General features: G+C 41.7%; 14 protein-coding genes and 1 riboswitch. All 14 genes read right to left on the bottom strand.

The genetic code is table 11. From position 1 onward, the window contains the following. Positions 1 to 1,382: 1,382 nt before the first annotated feature. The 14 genes from AB1K91_RS08765 to AB1K91_RS08700 all read right to left on the bottom strand — a co-directional run bounded on the left by AB1K91_RS08765 (position 1,383) and on the right by AB1K91_RS08700 (position 16,956). The gene (locus AB1K91_RS08765) at positions 1,383 to 1,769 is read right to left on the bottom strand and encodes a hypothetical protein (protein ID WP_413089415.1); all 387 of its coding nucleotides are present in this window, start codon (positions 1,767 to 1,769) and stop codon (positions 1,383 to 1,385) included. A 13-nt stretch (positions 1,770 to 1,782) separates the two neighbouring features. Continuing rightward, positions 1,783 to 3,705 carry a hypothetical protein gene (locus tag AB1K91_RS08760; RefSeq protein WP_413089413.1) on the bottom strand — a complete coding sequence of 641 codons (1,923 nt, stop codon included), beginning with the start codon at positions 3,703 to 3,705 and terminating at the stop codon, positions 1,783 to 1,785. Between the two features lie 3 nt (positions 3,706 to 3,708). Next, the gene (locus AB1K91_RS08755) at positions 3,709 to 4,017 is read right to left on the bottom strand and encodes a hypothetical protein (RefSeq protein ID WP_413089412.1); all 309 of its coding nucleotides are present in this window, start codon (positions 4,015 to 4,017) and stop codon (positions 3,709 to 3,711) included. After that, positions 4,018 to 4,725, bottom strand: a complete 708-nt coding sequence (locus tag AB1K91_RS08750; protein ID WP_413089411.1) for a DUF5081 family protein — start codon at positions 4,723 to 4,725, stop codon at positions 4,018 to 4,020. After that, positions 4,722 to 5,024, bottom strand: coding sequence for a WXG100 family type VII secretion target (locus AB1K91_RS08745; RefSeq protein ID WP_413089410.1), 303 nt, complete (start codon positions 5,022 to 5,024; stop codon positions 4,722 to 4,724). Before AB1K91_RS08745 ends, AB1K91_RS08750 begins: the two co-directional genes overlap by 4 nt. A 3-nt stretch (positions 5,025 to 5,027) precedes the next feature. After that, positions 5,028 to 5,366, bottom strand: coding sequence for a chorismate synthase (locus tag AB1K91_RS08740; RefSeq protein WP_413089409.1), 339 nt, complete (start codon positions 5,364 to 5,366; stop codon positions 5,028 to 5,030). A 41-nt stretch (positions 5,367 to 5,407) separates the two neighbouring features. After that, on the bottom strand, positions 5,408 to 9,841 hold the full coding sequence (gene essC / locus AB1K91_RS08735; RefSeq protein ID WP_413089408.1) for a type VII secretion protein EssC: 4,434 nt from the start codon (positions 9,839 to 9,841) through the stop codon (positions 5,408 to 5,410). Between the two features lie 45 nt (positions 9,842 to 9,886). Further along, positions 9,887 to 11,161: a type VII secretion protein EssB gene (essB, locus tag AB1K91_RS08730; RefSeq protein ID WP_413089407.1), complete on the bottom strand. Its 1,275-nt coding sequence runs from the start codon at positions 11,159 to 11,161 to the stop codon at positions 9,887 to 9,889. Between the two features lie 44 nt (positions 11,162 to 11,205). Then, complete coding sequence (locus AB1K91_RS08725; protein ID WP_413089406.1) at positions 11,206 to 11,460, bottom strand: EsaB/YukD family protein; 255 nt, start codon at positions 11,458 to 11,460, stop codon at positions 11,206 to 11,208. Between the two features lie 12 nt (positions 11,461 to 11,472). Further along, entirely contained in the window at positions 11,473 to 11,970 is a 498-nt protein-coding gene (gene essA / locus AB1K91_RS08720; protein ID WP_413089405.1) for a type VII secretion protein EssA, read from the bottom strand. After that, complete coding sequence (gene esaA / locus AB1K91_RS08715) at positions 11,945 to 15,484, bottom strand: type VII secretion protein EsaA (protein WP_413089404.1); 3,540 nt, start codon at positions 15,482 to 15,484, stop codon at positions 11,945 to 11,947. Before esaA ends, essA begins: the two co-directional genes overlap by 26 nt. 161 nt (positions 15,485 to 15,645) lie before the next feature. Continuing rightward, a complete protein-coding gene (locus AB1K91_RS08710) occupies positions 15,646 to 15,942 on the bottom strand; it encodes a WXG100 family type VII secretion target (RefSeq protein WP_413089403.1) in 297 nt (98 codons plus the stop codon). Positions 15,943 to 16,303: 361 nt separating this feature from the next. Further along, positions 16,304 to 16,618, bottom strand: a complete 315-nt coding sequence (locus AB1K91_RS08705; RefSeq protein ID WP_413089402.1) for a DMT family transporter — start codon at positions 16,616 to 16,618, stop codon at positions 16,304 to 16,306. Then, positions 16,618 to 16,956, bottom strand: a complete 339-nt coding sequence (locus tag AB1K91_RS08700; RefSeq protein WP_413089401.1) for a DMT family transporter — start codon at positions 16,954 to 16,956, stop codon at positions 16,618 to 16,620. The genes AB1K91_RS08705 and AB1K91_RS08700 overlap by 1 nt, the downstream gene beginning before the upstream one ends. A gap of 38 nt (positions 16,957 to 16,994) precedes the next feature. Then, positions 16,995 to 17,091: riboswitch (guanidine-I (ykkC/yxkD leader) on the bottom strand. Positions 17,092 to 17,160: the final 69 nt, after the last annotated feature.

Below are 17,160 nucleotides of genomic sequence, written 5' to 3'. Positions count from 1 at the left end.
CTGCTTCTTTTTCTTCTTTTTCTTAGCCCTAATGCCAAAAGGTTTTAAATTCCCTTTACGATTATGATTGAAGCTTTCAAAACGGAATTTACAATATAAAATAACTAGCTGTTCGAGATAGATTTATCGTACTTGTTTAACAACTAATCAATGTTTATTTTCTCATTTACACTTAATTAAGATCTTAACATTAAATAATACTTTTTATTCCATTGATAATAGCATCATCTTTATATATCCACTTCTGATAGATTCTTTTATCTATCAGATTCATGCTTAATCTTTCCCAAATCTTATAATCGCCAGTCATAGTAACAATGGATATCATATCACCTTTTGTTTCAACCACTTCAATTTATAACCCTTATAAATTGCTTCTATCCATTTCTTATAAATTTGTTCTATGTCATTTTGATGGACATTCTTACATATATAGTATTATCAGCAATCGCTTTCTTATCAAATCCAAATAATTCAACTCTGAATCTTTCTGATCGTAAAATAATCCGTCCATCTGCTTTAATACCTGCAGCATATTCTGTTCCCTTATATATTGCAAAGATATTATTCCTATATTCACCCCATACTCAATACTAAAGCCCCTAAAAAGCTCTTCAACCTTGAAGATATAATGTCTTTACAGTTTCTATAAAATCAGAATCCGTTTTTACCTCCATTAATAAGATCATAAAATAGCTTTAACTTTAAGGAAAAATCATATAGAATGCAAGCGGCCCTAATTAAATTTCTGGATTTATCTATATAAACTTTTGCATCATCCTTTCCAAGAAACAAAACATTATATCTATCGATTGTTCCTTTTTCTAAAATTATTCTATTTGGCTTAAGTACAAAGAAAGAATAATATTGCTCATCTAAATTGGTTATGAATATCTTTTGAATTTTGATAAAGTATAAATGAATCATCTATTTTCATTTTATCTTTTGTACAATCTCATGGGTTCCATCTGATTTTTGGTTTAAACGAAATTCATACCCATTGTATACGCAATACACCCCTCTTCTAGTCATGATAATTTCTCCTAATTCTGCATCTTTGTGAATTTTTCTAATCTGTCATCGTAACCCCTACGAGAGTTGCCTTTCCATCTATAACAGAGTATAATTCTGCGGTTTCATAAAGCCGCTTGCCTCGTATTCAGCTAATTAATTTCCATCTCTTGCGGATGTAATTCCGTTACCCGTTTGTGGATAGCTAATATTTTCTCTTGCATAGGATGAATCACTTAATGAAGTTAAGTAAGGTATTTCCATTCTTTCGACTTCCTCTGTCTTAAATAGAAGGAAAACCGCAGCAGTGTTCATCCTATTAAAGCAAAAAGAGCATACCTTCTTAGGCATACTCTACTATTCTTAAATTGTTAAGTTGTGATATCCTTTCTTTCCTCGATAATGGTTACATCATCCTTAGAAATCCACTTTTCATAATAGTATTTGTCAGTTCTTTCAAAATTGAGCTGTTCAGCCAAAATACTGTCTGTTGTACCAATAAGTACTTTTCCATTTAACTCTGACGAACTTACTCCAAATTTGTGTCCTTTATAATTTACATAAGGCTCTATCTTATAGTATTCACTCAATTCATTCTGGTTTATTTCTTTTGTGTAGACACCACTATTATAAAGATCGACAAAATCACTTGTAGTTTTGGATAAATCATCTGTCATTATCAGAAATCTATTTTGCATATCTCTAGTTACCTCATACTCTATGCCTTTGTATTTACCAAAGTACCCTTTTTTCACCATAATAATACCTCCATCATTTGGTGGATACAAAAGATTTACCATTAAAAATACCCACTAATCGTTCGACACCATCTTCAACTACGTATAACTCTGCGCCAACTTTGGGTAAGCGCCGTTGATTAAATACCCACTCAGGAATTACTTCGTTATTTCTCGAACCTGTGAAACCATTAAGTGTACAAGGAGGGCCGTCATTATTAGTACCTCCTAATCTCTCTCCATATGGTATTCCTATATCATCCACATCATCTGATTTGAATTTAATTTTACCATAAGCGTTTCCGCCTTCAGGATATGGCCTTGATCCATCCCATGTAGTGTAATCTAACCTGAATGATTCAACCACATCCTCATAGTCTTTGATATGATCTACATCATCTAATTTGGCAACATAGCCCCCGATTTCTTTGTAACTACCATCCAAATATTTATCAATGTCAGAGATTGGGATTGTCTTTTGCAAATAAGTATCAGATGTTGGATGAGGAACCGCATCACGTATAGCCTTAATAGTTTTCAGCTCTTCGTCTGTTAATTCTGCTACAGGTTTGAGCTTAAGCTGTTGGAAATCATTATATGTTAAACTATAATCACCTATATTTTCTTCTAAATGTCTTTTATAACTAACTGGCATATTACTAATATCATTTTTAACTTTAGAATTGATTTTCCCTTGATATGATATAAAATCACTTGTGCTCGATATAATTTCACCTGATCCAGTAATTGAATTATTATGCCCTGGATTTGAAGTGCCTTTCCCCATCAAGATAGGTTCTGTATTCCCTGCAGTTAATTGCTCAGCACCCGATGCCTTCTGCAACTTCTGTACTTTTTCCTGTTCCTTCACAGCCCATTGACTATTACGAAGTCTATTAGCCGTCTGCTTATTTGCGTGATCCGCCAAGCTGACTACATTATCTGTATGTACGGCTGCACTATCTGCCATTGGTGTTCTTACTTCCGGCTTATCTTTCGGTATTTTCAAATCGATGACGTTATCCGCTTGGCGTACAGGACTGGTTGTCTTATTCACTTTGTTCGCGTATTGCCCTACGTCAATTACCTTGCTTGTCGTACGAGCAGTCCCAGTAAAGGTTGTGATAGCTTTTCCGATCGGCAGTATATCAATAGGGGCGAGTATACCCCGCGTCCAGCGTTCTGTCGTATCTAACTCTCGGCCGGAAGCCCAGTCTTTTCCTGAGATCGCACTACCCATTTCCACCGTCGCATAAGCTGCACCTAATACAGCACCAGCAGGCGGACATACGACTGTAACGCCAACGATGACGACGAGCGCAGCTATATTTACCCAGAACTCTTTTGTAAACTGGCCATCTTCAATGGATTCATATTCAAACGCCCGTGTGTTAACTGCAGCAGTGCGGTAATCCTCATAGCTGATATCTTCATCCGGATTCTGTACCTTCCATTCCTCAAAGGATGCTTTGATCTGGTCGGCGTAATAGTTATCCCCACTTAGTATATCATCCATGGTGATTTCTGTTTTCTCTGTTGTGTATTCCTGATAGGATCCGTAATAAGAGATTGGGATTGTTTCGGTTGCACCGATATGGTTCTTGGTCGTGTAGTTGGATATGGAAGAATCACGAACTTTCTGGACAAATTCATCTATGTCTTCATAAAATGGCTGATCGATATTGTCCTCCACGATATCCCCAACACTTCCACTATAATCTTCTAATACCTTAAAGTCCTCAAACAATCGCTGATACTTATCTTTATCGCTTGTGTAAGAAAACGAGACAACACCGTCAGAATCATACTTCGCTACCTTCTCGCTTGCTTCATCCAAATTGTCCGTAATATCTTTCATTGTATCAATCATGCCCTTGCCCCAAACACCAAGTCCAATCAGGTCGCGCAGGCTGTCCCTTGTTTTTTCCCATTGACTGCTCCGATATTTAACGTCCAATCATTACACCTCCAATGCATCAATGATTTTCAAAGCAATCGCTTCGTCTGTTTCAATCATCGTGTTCAGAGTGTCAATTACCAAAGAGGAAATACGCGCATAATGATCCTGCAGCTCCATGAACTTATCATTCGCTTCAGGGTAAGCCTCGATAGCTTCCATCGCTTTTCCTTCTTGATAGAACTTCGTATTTTTAATATTTTCAATCGCCGGAACAGCGTTTGACTGTAAATCTTCCATGATAGCTATAAGCTGCTTATAAATGTCTGTAATCTCAATCGGGTCGACTGTAATTGCTCCACTGCCTGCCATCTACCTTAACCCCACTTTCTGCCGATACGGGAAGTCCAGCGCATCGAACAAAACTTTCAAGAACCAGTACTGGCTCGCTTGGTAGTACTGCTTTTGCGTCGTATCAATCATGATCAGTCTGTCCTCTTTCGAAAGCACAAGCCATTGCTGATAATGATTCGAATTCGTGTTGATTTGCGGTTTCACACGAGGATGGAATAGTTCTAAATTGACGATATCGTTCGTCACATCCAGTTCTTTAATTGCTTCCTTATCTTCAACTGACAGCTCACGTTGCAGGAAATTCTTCTCCGCTTCAACTGGTTCACGATTCAGCAGTGGTACTTTTTCTCCAAGCAGTTTCAGGACAAGCGGTTTGTCCATAACGTAAAGTTTATAGCTCTTATCAGCTGTTTCAACAAGGATGATGACTTCTTCCGCTTCTTTTTCCTTGAAAGCAAACATCAGGTTGTTGATCCGAACATATTTCTGGCTAAAAAAGTATGTATACAAGGTCTTAATGATGACAGCGCCAGATTTTGTAAGAGAACCTTCCTTATCGAATATTCCTTTATTTGTAAGATTCGCATATGCCTGGATCCATGGTTCTTCTCCCTGAAGCTGATAGAGTTTCTTATCTGGCAAACCAAATAGTGCTTCTGCATCAAACGCCGCAGCTAGCAAATACAGCTCGGTTACATCGAAGGTATCAATATCCGCCTGGGTCATAGACTTTTCACTTCCTTCACCAATTTGTCGTTTTGGAAGTCTGCCTGATAATCAGCGATATTATCTAGTGCCTTCTTTTGCAGGGAAGCTGCATCTTTAAGGTCGGCATGATACTGAAGAAGCAGCTCCAAGTAGGCAAGGAAGCTGTCACGCGACTTCCCTTCCCACTTCGAACCCTGTACAAGAGAAAGCAAAGCTTCCCCTTGAGAATAGGTGTTATCCAGCGATTCTTTCAGCTTTGCTGCTGATGATTTGGCTGCGTCCAATTCAGCTTGGTCAATAATCACATCCTTCGCCATGCCCTAGTCCTCCTTCGCCTCGTCCATTGCTTTTCGTTTGTAGTGAAGATACCGTTCGTATGCCCTGTCACTAGCCGTAACAAGCTTACTGCGGTATTCTTTTTCGTCATCCAAGTAATCTGTCAGCTTTTTGTTAAGTCGTTCCTGTGCTGGAATGAAGTCACTACTTGGAATAGCATCCTCTGCCATACATGGAATGCTTCCTTTATAGGATGAAAAATAGGACTCCGCTTCATTGACCAACTTATCATGTTCAGCCTTTGCATCCTCGAGTTTATGGTATAGCTTCAAGTACTCATCCCTTTTCGCTTCCGTATCTGTTTTAAACCATAGAAATGACATATCTCTACTCCTTTCTTAGCATAAGAAAGCTAATTTGAATCTTATTCCGGGATTTTGACTTTCACATGCTGATGATCCATGGCTACATAGCATTCGTACGGTTCAGGATATTTTTCCTGGCGGATAAAAGGCTGCTTGAAGATATCCTGATCGCCTAAGCGCATGCCCACAAGTCCGAAAATAGCTTGGTTGCGAAGGTATTTTGGTACTTGCTCATAGCTCAAGCCTAGATAGTTGTAGTCGCTGCAGATAATGAAATGAATGCCCGCTTTGCCACCACGTTCCATCATGAGGGTTGCTTCCTCCAGCGTGAGTCCAGCGCGTTCAGTGAAGTCCTGCAGATCTGTAATAAGGACGATCCATTTAGATTCTGCTGTCCCATCTGCAATTCGCTGCTTGATCTCATTGATAATTTCATTTTTGATTGCGGCTATGCCAATGCTTTCCGATACGTATGCCTGCATGCCTTCTCCAATGTTTTCCAGGTCTTTATCTTCTGTATCAATAAGCATCGTTTGATAGACATCTTTCAATAAGGTAATGTTCTTGGCGACAGATTTGATCATGCGATCCAATCCGTCTTTCCGATCGCTGATTACTGTCAAATGATCATATTGTGCCGGATCATAGGCAACAGGCAATACTTCTTCAAAATCAAGTCCCAGCGGCACTTTCTTCTCTTCCACAATCCGTTTGGTACGGCGCTGTTCCTTGAATTCCAGGAAGTCCACGACACCTTCTGGCATCATCGGGATAGAATCAGGATAATCCCCTTTCCAGAATTCGTTCATATCTTTGGCTATATCTTGAATCCGATCAAGGATTTCCAGTGCTTCTTCCCCATTTTCAGGCAGCATTGTCTGGAATAATGCTGGTTCCTCTATTTTCACGAGACCACGTCCTGCGATTTCCTCGATTTCAATGTCGGTACGTCCGACAATCGACCTTGCTTCGTTGGTTTCGATCAAGTACAAAGCGATTTGCGTTTTAATATTCGACAGCAAAGGCATGCGCATGGCGCTTTGGCGGCCGGCACTGATAATCAGATGAATACCGATGCTGGCACCTTCGCGGGCAATCTGTGTGATGACTTTCTCGAAATCGTCACCGAAATCACTGTCCCTGACAGATTCATAGTTATCGATCACCAGACAGATATTCGGTACAGTCTCCCCGCTCGCCTTCTCAAACAAGCCAATGTTCGCTACGCTGTACTGGCTCAGTTTTTGTTTACGCTGCTTCATGACGCCAGTTAGCATCCGGGTTAATTTACTTACTTTCTCGACTTGATCGACGAGGAATGTATCCGCTACATGGGGCAGATTTTTCAATGGCAGCAATCCGTTCGTACCAAAGTCCAGCAAGTACACATGCAGATGTTCCGGGTTATGTTGTCTTGCCAAATCCATGACAACCGTCTGCAGGAATGTCGATTTCCCGTAACCTGGACTCGCAAATACTGCGATGTGTCCGTCTTTTGATAGATTTAGCGTCAATGGAATCTGCTGCTGCATTTCCGGCTGATCGAGTAAACCAATCATTGGCTCCAGAGGCTTTTTCGGCTCGTTCCATGCGTCGCGGAACGCCACTGGGTGAAGTTGAGGCCCGAAAATTTTCTCTGGCAGAGGTGGCAGCCATGGGCGTGCTAATGGCTCTATCCGCTGCTGCTCCGTGTAGTCAGCAATATGATCAATGATGGCATCGAGCTCTGATGGAATCTTTTCGATGGACTCCTTCTGCTCCAGTCCGCTTAAATCTTCCGTCAGAATATCGTATTGACCCAGGTCATTGATGCTATAGATGGTAAGATCTACGTGGTCTTCATCGTTTTTATCCGGAATATAGTCTGCTCCGCTCCACGCACTTTGGAACAGTTCATAGATTTCATTGTTACCAACTTGCAAATAAGCACGACCTGGCAGTGTGATTTCGGCTGCATCAGGTGTTTTGAGAATTTCATTCGAATCGCTGGCATTCTGTACTTTCAATGCCAGCTTGAACTTGGAGTTGGACCAGATTTGATCATCCACTACACCGCTCGGTTTCTGTGTCGCAAGAATCAAGTGGATACCCAAAGACCGTCCGATACGGGCTGTAGAAACGAGTTCCTTCATGAAATCCGGCTGTTCGGATTTCAATTCGGCAAACTCATCCGAAATCAGGAATAAATGCGGCATCGGTTCAGCTGCTTCCCCTTGTTTAAACAGCTTTTGATATTGGTTGATATGATTCACATTATATTCTCCGAACAGACGCTGTCTTTTCTGCAGCTCTGCTTTAATGGAAGCTAAAGCACGCATTGATTGTGCACGATCCAGGTTGGTGATTGTTCCCATTAAATGCGGCAGGTTGCGGAATAGATTTGCCATCCCTCCCCCTTTATAGTCAATCAAGAGGAATGCAACTTCATATGGATGGAAGTTTACAGCAAGCGAAAGAATATACGACTGAATAATTTCCGATTTACCAGATCCTGTCGTACCTGCTACCAATCCGTGCGGACCGTGTGCTTTCTCATGAAGATTCAGCTGGACAATATCTTCTTTTCCTCGCAGCCCAAGCGGTACAGCGAGTGTCTTGTATGTCTCATTTGTGGCCCAGCGGGATTGAATCGCTAATTCTTCTACCTTTTCTACGCCATACATCTCCAGGAAGGTTACTTGTTCTGGTATGGAATTTTTCAAGTTTTGCAGATGGTTTAATGGTGCCAATGCCCGTGAGACAACTTCTTTATTGAAATCCTTCGGAAAATGATCTGGTTTAAAAGCTTTGTTGACAAGCTCAGCTTCTTCCAGGATGATTTTTCCGTCATTGCTATCGCGGATATCGATGACTGTCTTCACATGCTCCGGCAATGCCCGCATCACATCTTGAACGAAGATGAGAGATACACCATATTGACTTGGATCTTCATTGAAAAACTCCATGATCGTGTGATCCAGAATCAGTTTCTCATCGGTGATTAGCACAACATAATGAGGCGAGAAATAGAGCTTCTCATTGGAATTGCTTTTTTCATCAACTTGCAGCTTCCGCTCTTTCAGCACTTGATACAAGCTGTGAAGGACCTGGTCACGGGAGCGCTCATGGTAAATGAATCCGCGAACGTTGATGTCTCGCACACTTGCATGCGGCAGCCACCGCATCCAATCCCATTCTTTCTTTTCTTCTTCTGGGAAAATGGTTACGAACTGCAGATCATGATAGCTGTGGAATAGGGACAGCTGCATCACTAACAGCTGGAGCTGCTCCAGTACAAGCTTTCTCTGTCCGATATAACCAACCGGTCCCTTCGTTAGGGAAGTAATGACTGGAACATTCTGCAATTCCTTGAACTGGTCGAGTAAATGTCTTGCTTCATCTACCAAATCATCTTGTTCTTGTGTGAATTCTTCTTCGTTGTAAGAAATTTCGAAGCTTGTATCCACTCGTCCCAGTCCTGTACGGAAGTTTAAAAAATCATGATGATATGCTGTTTTCTCATAAATGCGCGCCTCGGTAGCAGCTGCCATTTCAGATATTTTCCCTACATCAGGATAGTGGTAATGCAGTGCATGCCGCTGCTCTTCACTTGCGTGATAAAGTTCCTTCGTTTTTCGCTTCAGATAGCTCTTATACGTTGCTTCCCTGTGTTTCATATCCGCTTTGTATTTTCGCACATTCTTCACATAAGACGTGATAGAGAAGATGACCGTAACCAAAGTAGCGATTACCATTACGATAATGAAAATCCCGCGTGGCTGAATCAGTGAAATAGCAATCAAAGCAGCTATCATGACAAGCGGCGGTACAATATTCCTCGCCAATTGCTCACTAGGCTTACTAGGCTTATTGGCTGGTTTGGCAATAGTGCGTTTCTCTTCTGGTTCCCGGTAAATGATACGCGGGGAACGATGATAATCCGGGTACTCCCCGCCATAGGGTTTTTCTTGACCGATCAGTTCCACGAAAGAAGCATCCAAACTTCCATTGGAGTTGATTTCAATTGTATCTGCATATATTGTCATCATGACGCCATCGGCAAATAGGATATCTCCAGCTTCCACCCGCACATCATCTTGGAGCAGGCGGTAGTTATGGTAGACGTTTCCGCTTCGTAAATCTATGCGGAAACAAGGCGCACCTGTTTCCCGCATTAGAACAAAATCGGCTTTCCAATGCTGTTTATTAATATCATTGTAATCCGCTGCACCGAATGTGACAGATTGCTCACCAGCAATATCAAATACGTTGCACTTCTTCGTATCAATCAAATAAAGCTGTAGTTCCCCTATTTGTTTAGCAGCACGAATCTCATCCTGCTTAAAGAATAGTTTCTGTCCGTCCCATCCCAGCTCTATTTCAGTTGTCAGTCCGGCTATCGTCACCTGATCCCTGCGCTGATTCCCAATGATTACGGTCTGGCCAGATTGTTCCGGCAAATGGCATTTATGCAGTTTATCTTTATATGCTACGAGCAGTGTTTTATGTGCCATCTATTCTTCTTCCTCTCTATACACTCCATCCATCGCTGATAGACATCATTTCTCTTCTTCTTGCTTATTCTCATCTGGATTTTGATCTTTAGCGTTTTGCTGTTCCTCTGTAGCAGCTTCCTGATCAGGTGCCGCTTCACTGTCAGAGTCCTCACCAAGAGGATCCAAATTATATTCTTCCAGCAATTTATCCAGCTGGTTTTGTAGATCTTCAACTTGTCTGTCTCGATCCGTTCCAGATAGATCCGGATTGTTTTTCACTTGTTCCATCTTCTTGATCAAGCCATAGATAATCAGCTGGGGATCGTCAATATATTTAGCCTTCTCTAAAGATGTATCCAATTCTCCACGCCCATTATATATCCAATAAAGCAGATAATCCTGATCACTCTTCAGTGTCACATTTTTTAAAATTGATTCTTTTTCTTCGTCAGATAATGCTTCGACCTGAATATAAGAATACGCTAATGTATATTTTGTCTGGCTCGGCAGCTTTTTGGGATCTTCTTCTGCCAAAGTGGAAATAACGTCATTGTAATTATCCGCAAGGAACTCACCGTGCGCTTCCAATTGCTTATCTTGGAAAGGGTCCTTAATCAGCGCAAAGTAAACAAGCGGCGCAGCCAGCAAAACACTAAGGATAATCATGATGATGGATAGACGTTTATATAATCTAAACCGTTTTGTCGGCAAAAAGCTCATCGTCTTATCCGTTTTTTTCTGTGCCTTCGTATAGCTTTCTTGCAAGAAATGTCTTAAGTCTTCGATTGATTCTAGCTTTTGAATCTTCTTCTCAAAATCCGATTCATTTGCATTCTCAAGGGAACCATGATAAAGCTGATCGAATGAATACTTCTTAGAAAACATGGCGATGCTCATGCATTTATATTGTTTAAGGAATGTCTCTGACTGCATATCGAATGGGGGTACGATATCACGAACACCGCGATGAATCACTTGCGGCATCAAGTTCTCATCGAAGACGAGATTGTCAGGATGAAGGAAAAACGTGATCCGACTGGGCAAGAAGCGTTCAAGTTTGCCAATATTACTCAGAATGCGCAGTTTATCATCCTGACGCAGCTTTTGGACGTCAGACCACTTTTTATGATTGGGATTGGTGTTGTAGATGAAAGCTAATGTATCTTCCTCTTCTTGTACCTCCATCGGCACAAACTGATCGGAAGGCTGGTGCATCAAATGAAGCTGCCGGATATCTTTTACCGAGGTTTGGGATTTGGGCATTGTTATCCGGGTTGCTTGTTTATCCTGCTGCAAGGTATAGGTAGCGTTATCCAATTCTATTTTTCTCTCATTCATGTTTTGCTGGCTCCTTCACAATTAGCACACACGGCTCTTTAATTTTACAAGACTACTAGTACATCGCCGTCTGTGACTGGATAGTCTCTTAGATAGTCATCATCCGCCAGGACAAGATGCTTGGTAACGATCTTGATCGTGGAATGAATGTGGTTTGATTCAATATGCAATATATCCATCACGTGATGAAGCAGCTGCTTCACCGTCAATTGAGTGGGAATACGCAAGTCATGGACAGATCCCTCTCCGATGACAGATTGGAAGTCCATCGTGACGTTAATATGTTTCGTATTGGCCATCGTGTCTTTCTCCTAGTCTAATAATTTTCGCATCATCATATATAAGCCGATACATAACGCGAGTGCTATCCCAATCAGGAAATAAAGTACTCCGTTTCCGGAATCCGACTCCGTTTGATCTGCCGCCTTCTGACCACTTGCAGCTTCTGAAGTATAGTCTGCGGTAAACAATGTATCCTGTACTTTCTCGAGGGTAGCTTGCTGATTGATGTCGAGTGTGAAAACTTTATCTTGCAATGCTTCAACATCATCCCTCTTTTGTTCAGCTTTTTGCTGAATATCATCTGTAGTTTCGTTATTGAATAATCCTGGGAAAACTTTTTCTTTTTCCGTTTCCCGGTTATCCGTCCCAACATCTTTTTCTTTTTGTATACGGTCGACTTGCATCTGGAGACTTCCGCGTTCATTTTCATCAGAATGAGTTTCTGCTGATACTTCTATAGGTAGAAGTATCAGCAGAATAATGGTGAATATGAACGCCAAATCAACCAGCTTCCGTTTGGTTGTCATCGGCATTATCTACTCCTTTATCCGATTGGCTAATGACCAATAGGTTGGCTAGGGCGCCTATAGCTGCTGCGATGATGAGTGCAAAAATCGCAACAACGTAGTTGACCGAGCCTTCTACAATACGAAGCATGAATGTTTCCATGTACTGCAGCGGAGAAAACTTTTCAATTGTCGGGAATGCTGTACTTGCTGTACCGATCGCATCTGTAAAGAATAGATACAGACTGAATACCGCCAGCAAGATAAACATTCCGATCATTTTCATCTGTCTTAACAAGTATGTCGCTATCAACAGCAGCGCCATAATAAGCAGCGCCATGACAGCTGTCAATTGAAGCTTGTTTAAATCGTCAATTGGCAAATAGTAGCTTGATACGATACCAATGACGATACCTTCCAGCAATCCAATACCAGCGGTAATGATGGTGATTGGAGCATGCTGTACCATCAGTGACGTATCAGATGCGAATTGATCATCCTGTTTTCGTCTCATATGCAAAGTTGAGATGACATAAGCCGTGAAGAGAACGACAATGAAACTGATCAGCACTAGATAATAAGGCGTGAAAACTGTCTGGCTCTGCGCTGCAATTGTACCTTCATTGCTTGTTTGGACAGGATTGGAAAGGAAATCGTATAGATTCTCGTTCTGCCTGTCACCGACTCGGCTGTTGGCCAGCACTTCCGTGAAGTTTTCCGTGAAGTTCTGGTCGTCTGACAGCTTGTCTGTCAGGTTGGAAGCAAGTGTCTCCGCATCGCTTACTAGATTTGTACCGCTCTGTTCGATTTCCCTAGCTTGCGTATCAATATTATCGAAGGTTTCATATACTTGGTCAGCTGTATTCGTATTGCTTTGTGCTTGCTCAGCTAATGTCTGACTTGACATCAAAAGTGGCTGGAATTCACTGCCCAATGTCAGGACAGCTTCCTGTTCACCCTGTGCATTCGCCTGAATCTCCGTCTGATTTTCCAGAAGTGCCAGCATTTGATCTCGCCACGCAGTGACATCTTGCAATGTTTGACCAACGTTGTCATTCAAGACAGCTGCTTGCTCTGTCGTTGCAGCAACTTGGCCGGTCAATGTGTCAGCATCAGCGATCGCTTGCTGTACTCGAGATTGATAGTCGCCGACTTGCTGGCGGAATGCTTCTGCTGGTGTACGCAGTTGTTCTGTGACGCTGCCAGTAATTTGGCCTGTCATGTAATCTGTGAGTAGATCCTTGATGTCTTTTTTCTTGAATAAGTAATACAGAGAGTCATTGCTAGCTAAATCAATTAAGTTTGCAGAACCAAAATTTTCTGGTAATCCATGCAGACCGAAGCCAAAATAGCTCTCATACTGGGATCCAAGTTCTTGATAAGCAGAGATTGTATTTGTCACTGTACGGATCAATGTCTCAGTCGTATCATCCAATTCCTCTACAGGCGTACTGATGCGATGCTGGATGAAGTTGTCCTTGATATACAGCTTTTCTGGTTCATCTTTATCTTCGTCATCTTCATCTGGTTTGTCAGTGCCAGGCTGTTCCTCTGAATCTCCAGGTCCTTCGTCCTCACCAGGATCAGTTGGCTGATCTGACCCTTCATCTCCTGGTTTTTCATCATGACCGTTTTCAGGAGGTGTGACTGGAGTTTCGGTATCATCCTCATCAGGCAAGTTTCCTTCATCCGGAGTAGTTTGACCATTCCCTCCATTATCAGATGGAGTAACATCAGCTTGTGTATCTTCTTCGGTAACATCTTCTTCAGCTGTCTGATTCTCATCATTTTTGACTTGAGTCGTTGCAAGCAGATTTCCTGTTGAAGGCGCATATGCCAAATCATCAGGTTTATCTACATCCCCCAGATCCTTCTGCTCCAGCGTCCAGCTCCAATTAATCGGCTTGTAAACATCGAAGCTTTCTTCATCTTTCCGCAGGGTGAGGTTGACTTTGAACTCACCTTCTCGGTTAGCTGGTAATCTTACTTCTCCATTCTCTATCGCTCCTGTGTATCCTTGTTCTTCTTCACCTGGAAGCTGGATGCCAAGATGTTCGATAGAAAAACCTTTTGGAACTTGCAAACGGAAAATCTGGCCTTCTTTTTTATTTTCAGGAAGTTGAACAGTATCTGTTACCTGGACACCTTCTCCTGTCAGCTTTTCATTCAATCTATCAAACTCGTCTTTTAAAGTTGGGGAAGGATCCTGATCAATACTCACGCCCTTGATTTCTTCCTGATATTTTTCTGTCATTCGAATAACATTCGTAATTTCATCTACTGTACTATCAGGTAAACCTACATTCTGAAAATCTTCACTGTTTAAAGAAGGCAGCTTGCCGATAGCTCGGTTGATTCTATTTACAGCGACTTGATTAGGGTCTTCGAACAGCATATTGATATTCAAATACTGATCTTCATCCAGTTCTTCCTCAATCGTACTCCTGATTCTATCCCTGATCTTAGCCCGGAATTGCTCATTACTTTCCGTCAGATATGCGTTAATATCCTGCTGGAGGGCAGCAACTCTTTCCGAGGAATCCTGCAGCTGCTGTTTTAGCGATACAAAACCAGAATGGATATTCATCGTATTCAAAGATGTTGCCGGGCGAGCCATTACTGTATCAACAACACCTTGCTGGTTTGCTGCAAACTGACGGTTGATTGCTTCATTCGTTGCAACAAGCTGATCCAGTCGCTGGTCCACTTCCCCAGCCGTCAATCCCTGACTGAATTGATTCATTTGTTCCTGGAAGTTTACTAGATCCGTATTATTCGTTTCCTTTAAATTCATCACTTCGTCCAAGTTGCTGACGAAGTCTTCTCCAAGCTGCGTTTCGTCAACCAGCTGATCCTCATAAGAAGCCAGCAGTTCTCCGAAACTTGTAAAGCTATCCTTTGACACTTCTGTATTTTCTCTTACCATAGCGAATTGATCGGTGTAGCCGGATAATGGCTGGAATACATTTGAATTATAAGAATTTGTATATGCCGCTTGGCGGTTGACCATTTGACCGATGTTATCCTGCGCGTTTTGCAGATTTCCGATGATGCTGGCAAAGTACACATCAATAACTCTTCTGTTAAAATCATTCAGGACATCACTTGCTGTTTTTTCCGCTTCTTCTTTCAAACGCGGATTTTCAGATGCATTGATCTTATACTGCAGCACCACTTGTTCAGGTGCCTCAGCTGTTATGTTCAGTGATTTCTCCGAAAAGTCGTTGGGAATTACGATCATCATATCGTATGTATTATTCTTCAAGCCGCTTTCTGCAACTCCCCGACTAACGACGAACCACTCATGATTTTCATTCTCACTAACCGAATTAACAAAGGCATCACCAAATGCTAAATCGGTACCATTAAACGTAGAACCTTGGTCTTCATTGACAAGTGCAACCGACATATTCTGCGTTTGCGGCTGTTCCGCTGTCTTCGTCGTTTCCTGGTGCAAGGTTAAGTAAGATAAACCAGACGCTAGCAGTACGATAAGTACTAAAAATAAAATCCATCTTTTATCAAACTTTTTCAATGTATTATCAACTCCTGGTGTCTCCAGTTTGCATAGATTGTGTTCAGTAAGGCTGCATCACAAAAATACTTCTTTTTACAGTAATTGGGCTACATAACGCATGCGTCATGCAGCCCACCCTGTCGTGTCATGCAACGGTCAAACAGCATCCTGCTGGATGCTTATCTGAATCCGAAGTTTTGTGAAAGTGCTTCGTCCTGATCTTGTACTGCTTGAGCTGTTTTCTCGAGCTGTAGTTGGATATCAAGCATAAGCTGGGAGAACTCTTGAACTTTAGGTTTCAGCTGTATGAATTGATCATCAAAGCGATCGAAAGCTCTACCTTCCCACTCAGATCTTAGTTGAGTTTGCAACCCAGATAGGTCTCTAAGAATTGCGTCGATCTGTTCAGAACTATTATGATATCTCTTTGCATGGTTTTTTAACTGCTCTGGGGTCATGCGAATTTGTCCTGACATTTGCTCAGCTCCTCATTTGTTTTTTACAGAAGGTTGTAGCGATTCCAATAAATGTATACCCATTACCTTCTAAAGTAAATCCTAAAGAAAGGAAAAATTAAAGTCAACGGAGTATGAAACGATTTCCAGAAATTAAGCGGTAAGTCCCGAAATCTTATAGGCTCACATCCCGATTTCTCAAAATAAATAATTTAGTAACGTTATAAAAGTCTTATAAACTGGTAATTTGAGGTTTTTTGTAAAATCAGGACGAATCTTAGCTTAGAAAAGATTTTACAATTTATTAACGGAAATGACGCATGTGCATATTAGTTACAATTTAATAGAAAAAGGAGCATGTTTCTCACATGCCCCTAGTTCTTTAAGCAATTAATTTCAATCCCACAGCAGAAGCCAATATCATCGCAATACAGACAAGTCTCTTCCAATCTTTTGATTCCTGGAAGAAAAGCATCCCGACGATTGCCCCACCGGCAGTTCCTATACCAGTCCAAATAGCATAAGCAGTTCCCATCGGAAGGTAAGACATACTGTAAGATAAACAGCCGAAGCTTCCGATAAAACCAAGTATGAATAAGCTTATATTCGCAAAATTTGCTTTCTCATTGAGTTTATTGATCATCGTAACTCCGAGTACTTCAAACAAACCTGCTACAATCAGCACAATCCAAGCCATCAGGCACCCTCCTCCGTCTGTTTATCCCCAGTTACAAGCTTAAGGCCGACCACGCCTGCCAGAAGAACTGCGATCAATATGACCTTAGCCAGCTTGAACGGTTCCCCGAAGAATAGCATATCCACGATTACAGTACCTGTCGATCCGATACCGACGAATACCGCGTATACTGTACCGACAGGCATATGCTTGCTTGCCTGCAGCATCAAGTAAAAGCTCAGCAGGATACAAATGATCGTCCCTGCCCATTCTATAGCATTATTTGCGTGCTTTAGCCCGATGACCCATAATACTTCAATCAGACCGGCCAGCACGACGCTAAGCCACTGTTTTGTCATATTACATTCCTCCAATCAAAAAAGCCCGGGAGATAGAAATCTCCCAGGCTTTTGTCCCTCCGTGTCACAGCGATGCTGTGCGTTTTCTCTCGGACCAGACCAGCTCGCAGCTGCGGAACCCTAGAAAACTATCTGCCGTATCCATAACCTGGACATTATATATGATATAAAGACACGATGCAAGCAATTTCTAATTGAAGTATT

Source organism: Terribacillus jepli (assembly GCF_047228925.1).
Lineage (GTDB): Bacteria > Bacillota > Bacilli > Bacillales > Amphibacillaceae > Terribacillus.
This window is presented reverse-complemented; position numbering and strand designations above follow the sequence as displayed.

Excerpts from the sequence above, each read along its gene's own strand:
- AB1K91_RS08765 (WP_413089415.1), bottom strand. The coding sequence starts at position 1,769 with ATGGTGAAAAAAGGGTACTTTGGTAAATACAAAGGCATAGAGTATGAG.
- AB1K91_RS08755 (WP_413089412.1), bottom strand. The coding sequence starts at position 4,017 with ATGGCAGGCAGTGGAGCAATTACAGTCGACCCGATTGAGATTACAGAC.
- AB1K91_RS08750 (WP_413089411.1), bottom strand. The coding sequence starts at position 4,725 with ATGACCCAGGCGGATATTGATACCTTCGATGTAACCGAGCTGTATTTG.
- AB1K91_RS08745 (WP_413089410.1), bottom strand. The coding sequence starts at position 5,024 with ATGGCGAAGGATGTGATTATTGACCAAGCTGAATTGGACGCAGCCAAA.
- AB1K91_RS08740 (WP_413089409.1), bottom strand. The coding sequence starts at position 5,366 with ATGTCATTTCTATGGTTTAAAACAGATACGGAAGCGAAAAGGGATGAG.
- essC (WP_413089408.1), bottom strand. The coding sequence starts at position 9,841 with ATGGCACATAAAACACTGCTCGTAGCATATAAAGATAAACTGCATAAA.
- essB (WP_413089407.1), bottom strand. The coding sequence starts at position 11,161 with ATGAATGAGAGAAAAATAGAATTGGATAACGCTACCTATACCTTGCAG.
- AB1K91_RS08725 (WP_413089406.1), bottom strand. The coding sequence starts at position 11,460 with ATGGCCAATACGAAACATATTAACGTCACGATGGACTTCCAATCTGTC.
- essA (WP_413089405.1), bottom strand. The coding sequence starts at position 11,970 with ATGACAACCAAACGGAAGCTGGTTGATTTGGCGTTCATATTCACCATT.
- AB1K91_RS08710 (WP_413089403.1), bottom strand. The coding sequence starts at position 15,942 with ATGTCAGGACAAATTCGCATGACCCCAGAGCAGTTAAAAAACCATGCA.
- AB1K91_RS08705 (WP_413089402.1), bottom strand. The coding sequence starts at position 16,618 with ATGGCTTGGATTGTGCTGATTGTAGCAGGTTTGTTTGAAGTACTCGGA.
- AB1K91_RS08700 (WP_413089401.1), bottom strand. The coding sequence starts at position 16,956 with ATGACAAAACAGTGGCTTAGCGTCGTGCTGGCCGGTCTGATTGAAGTA.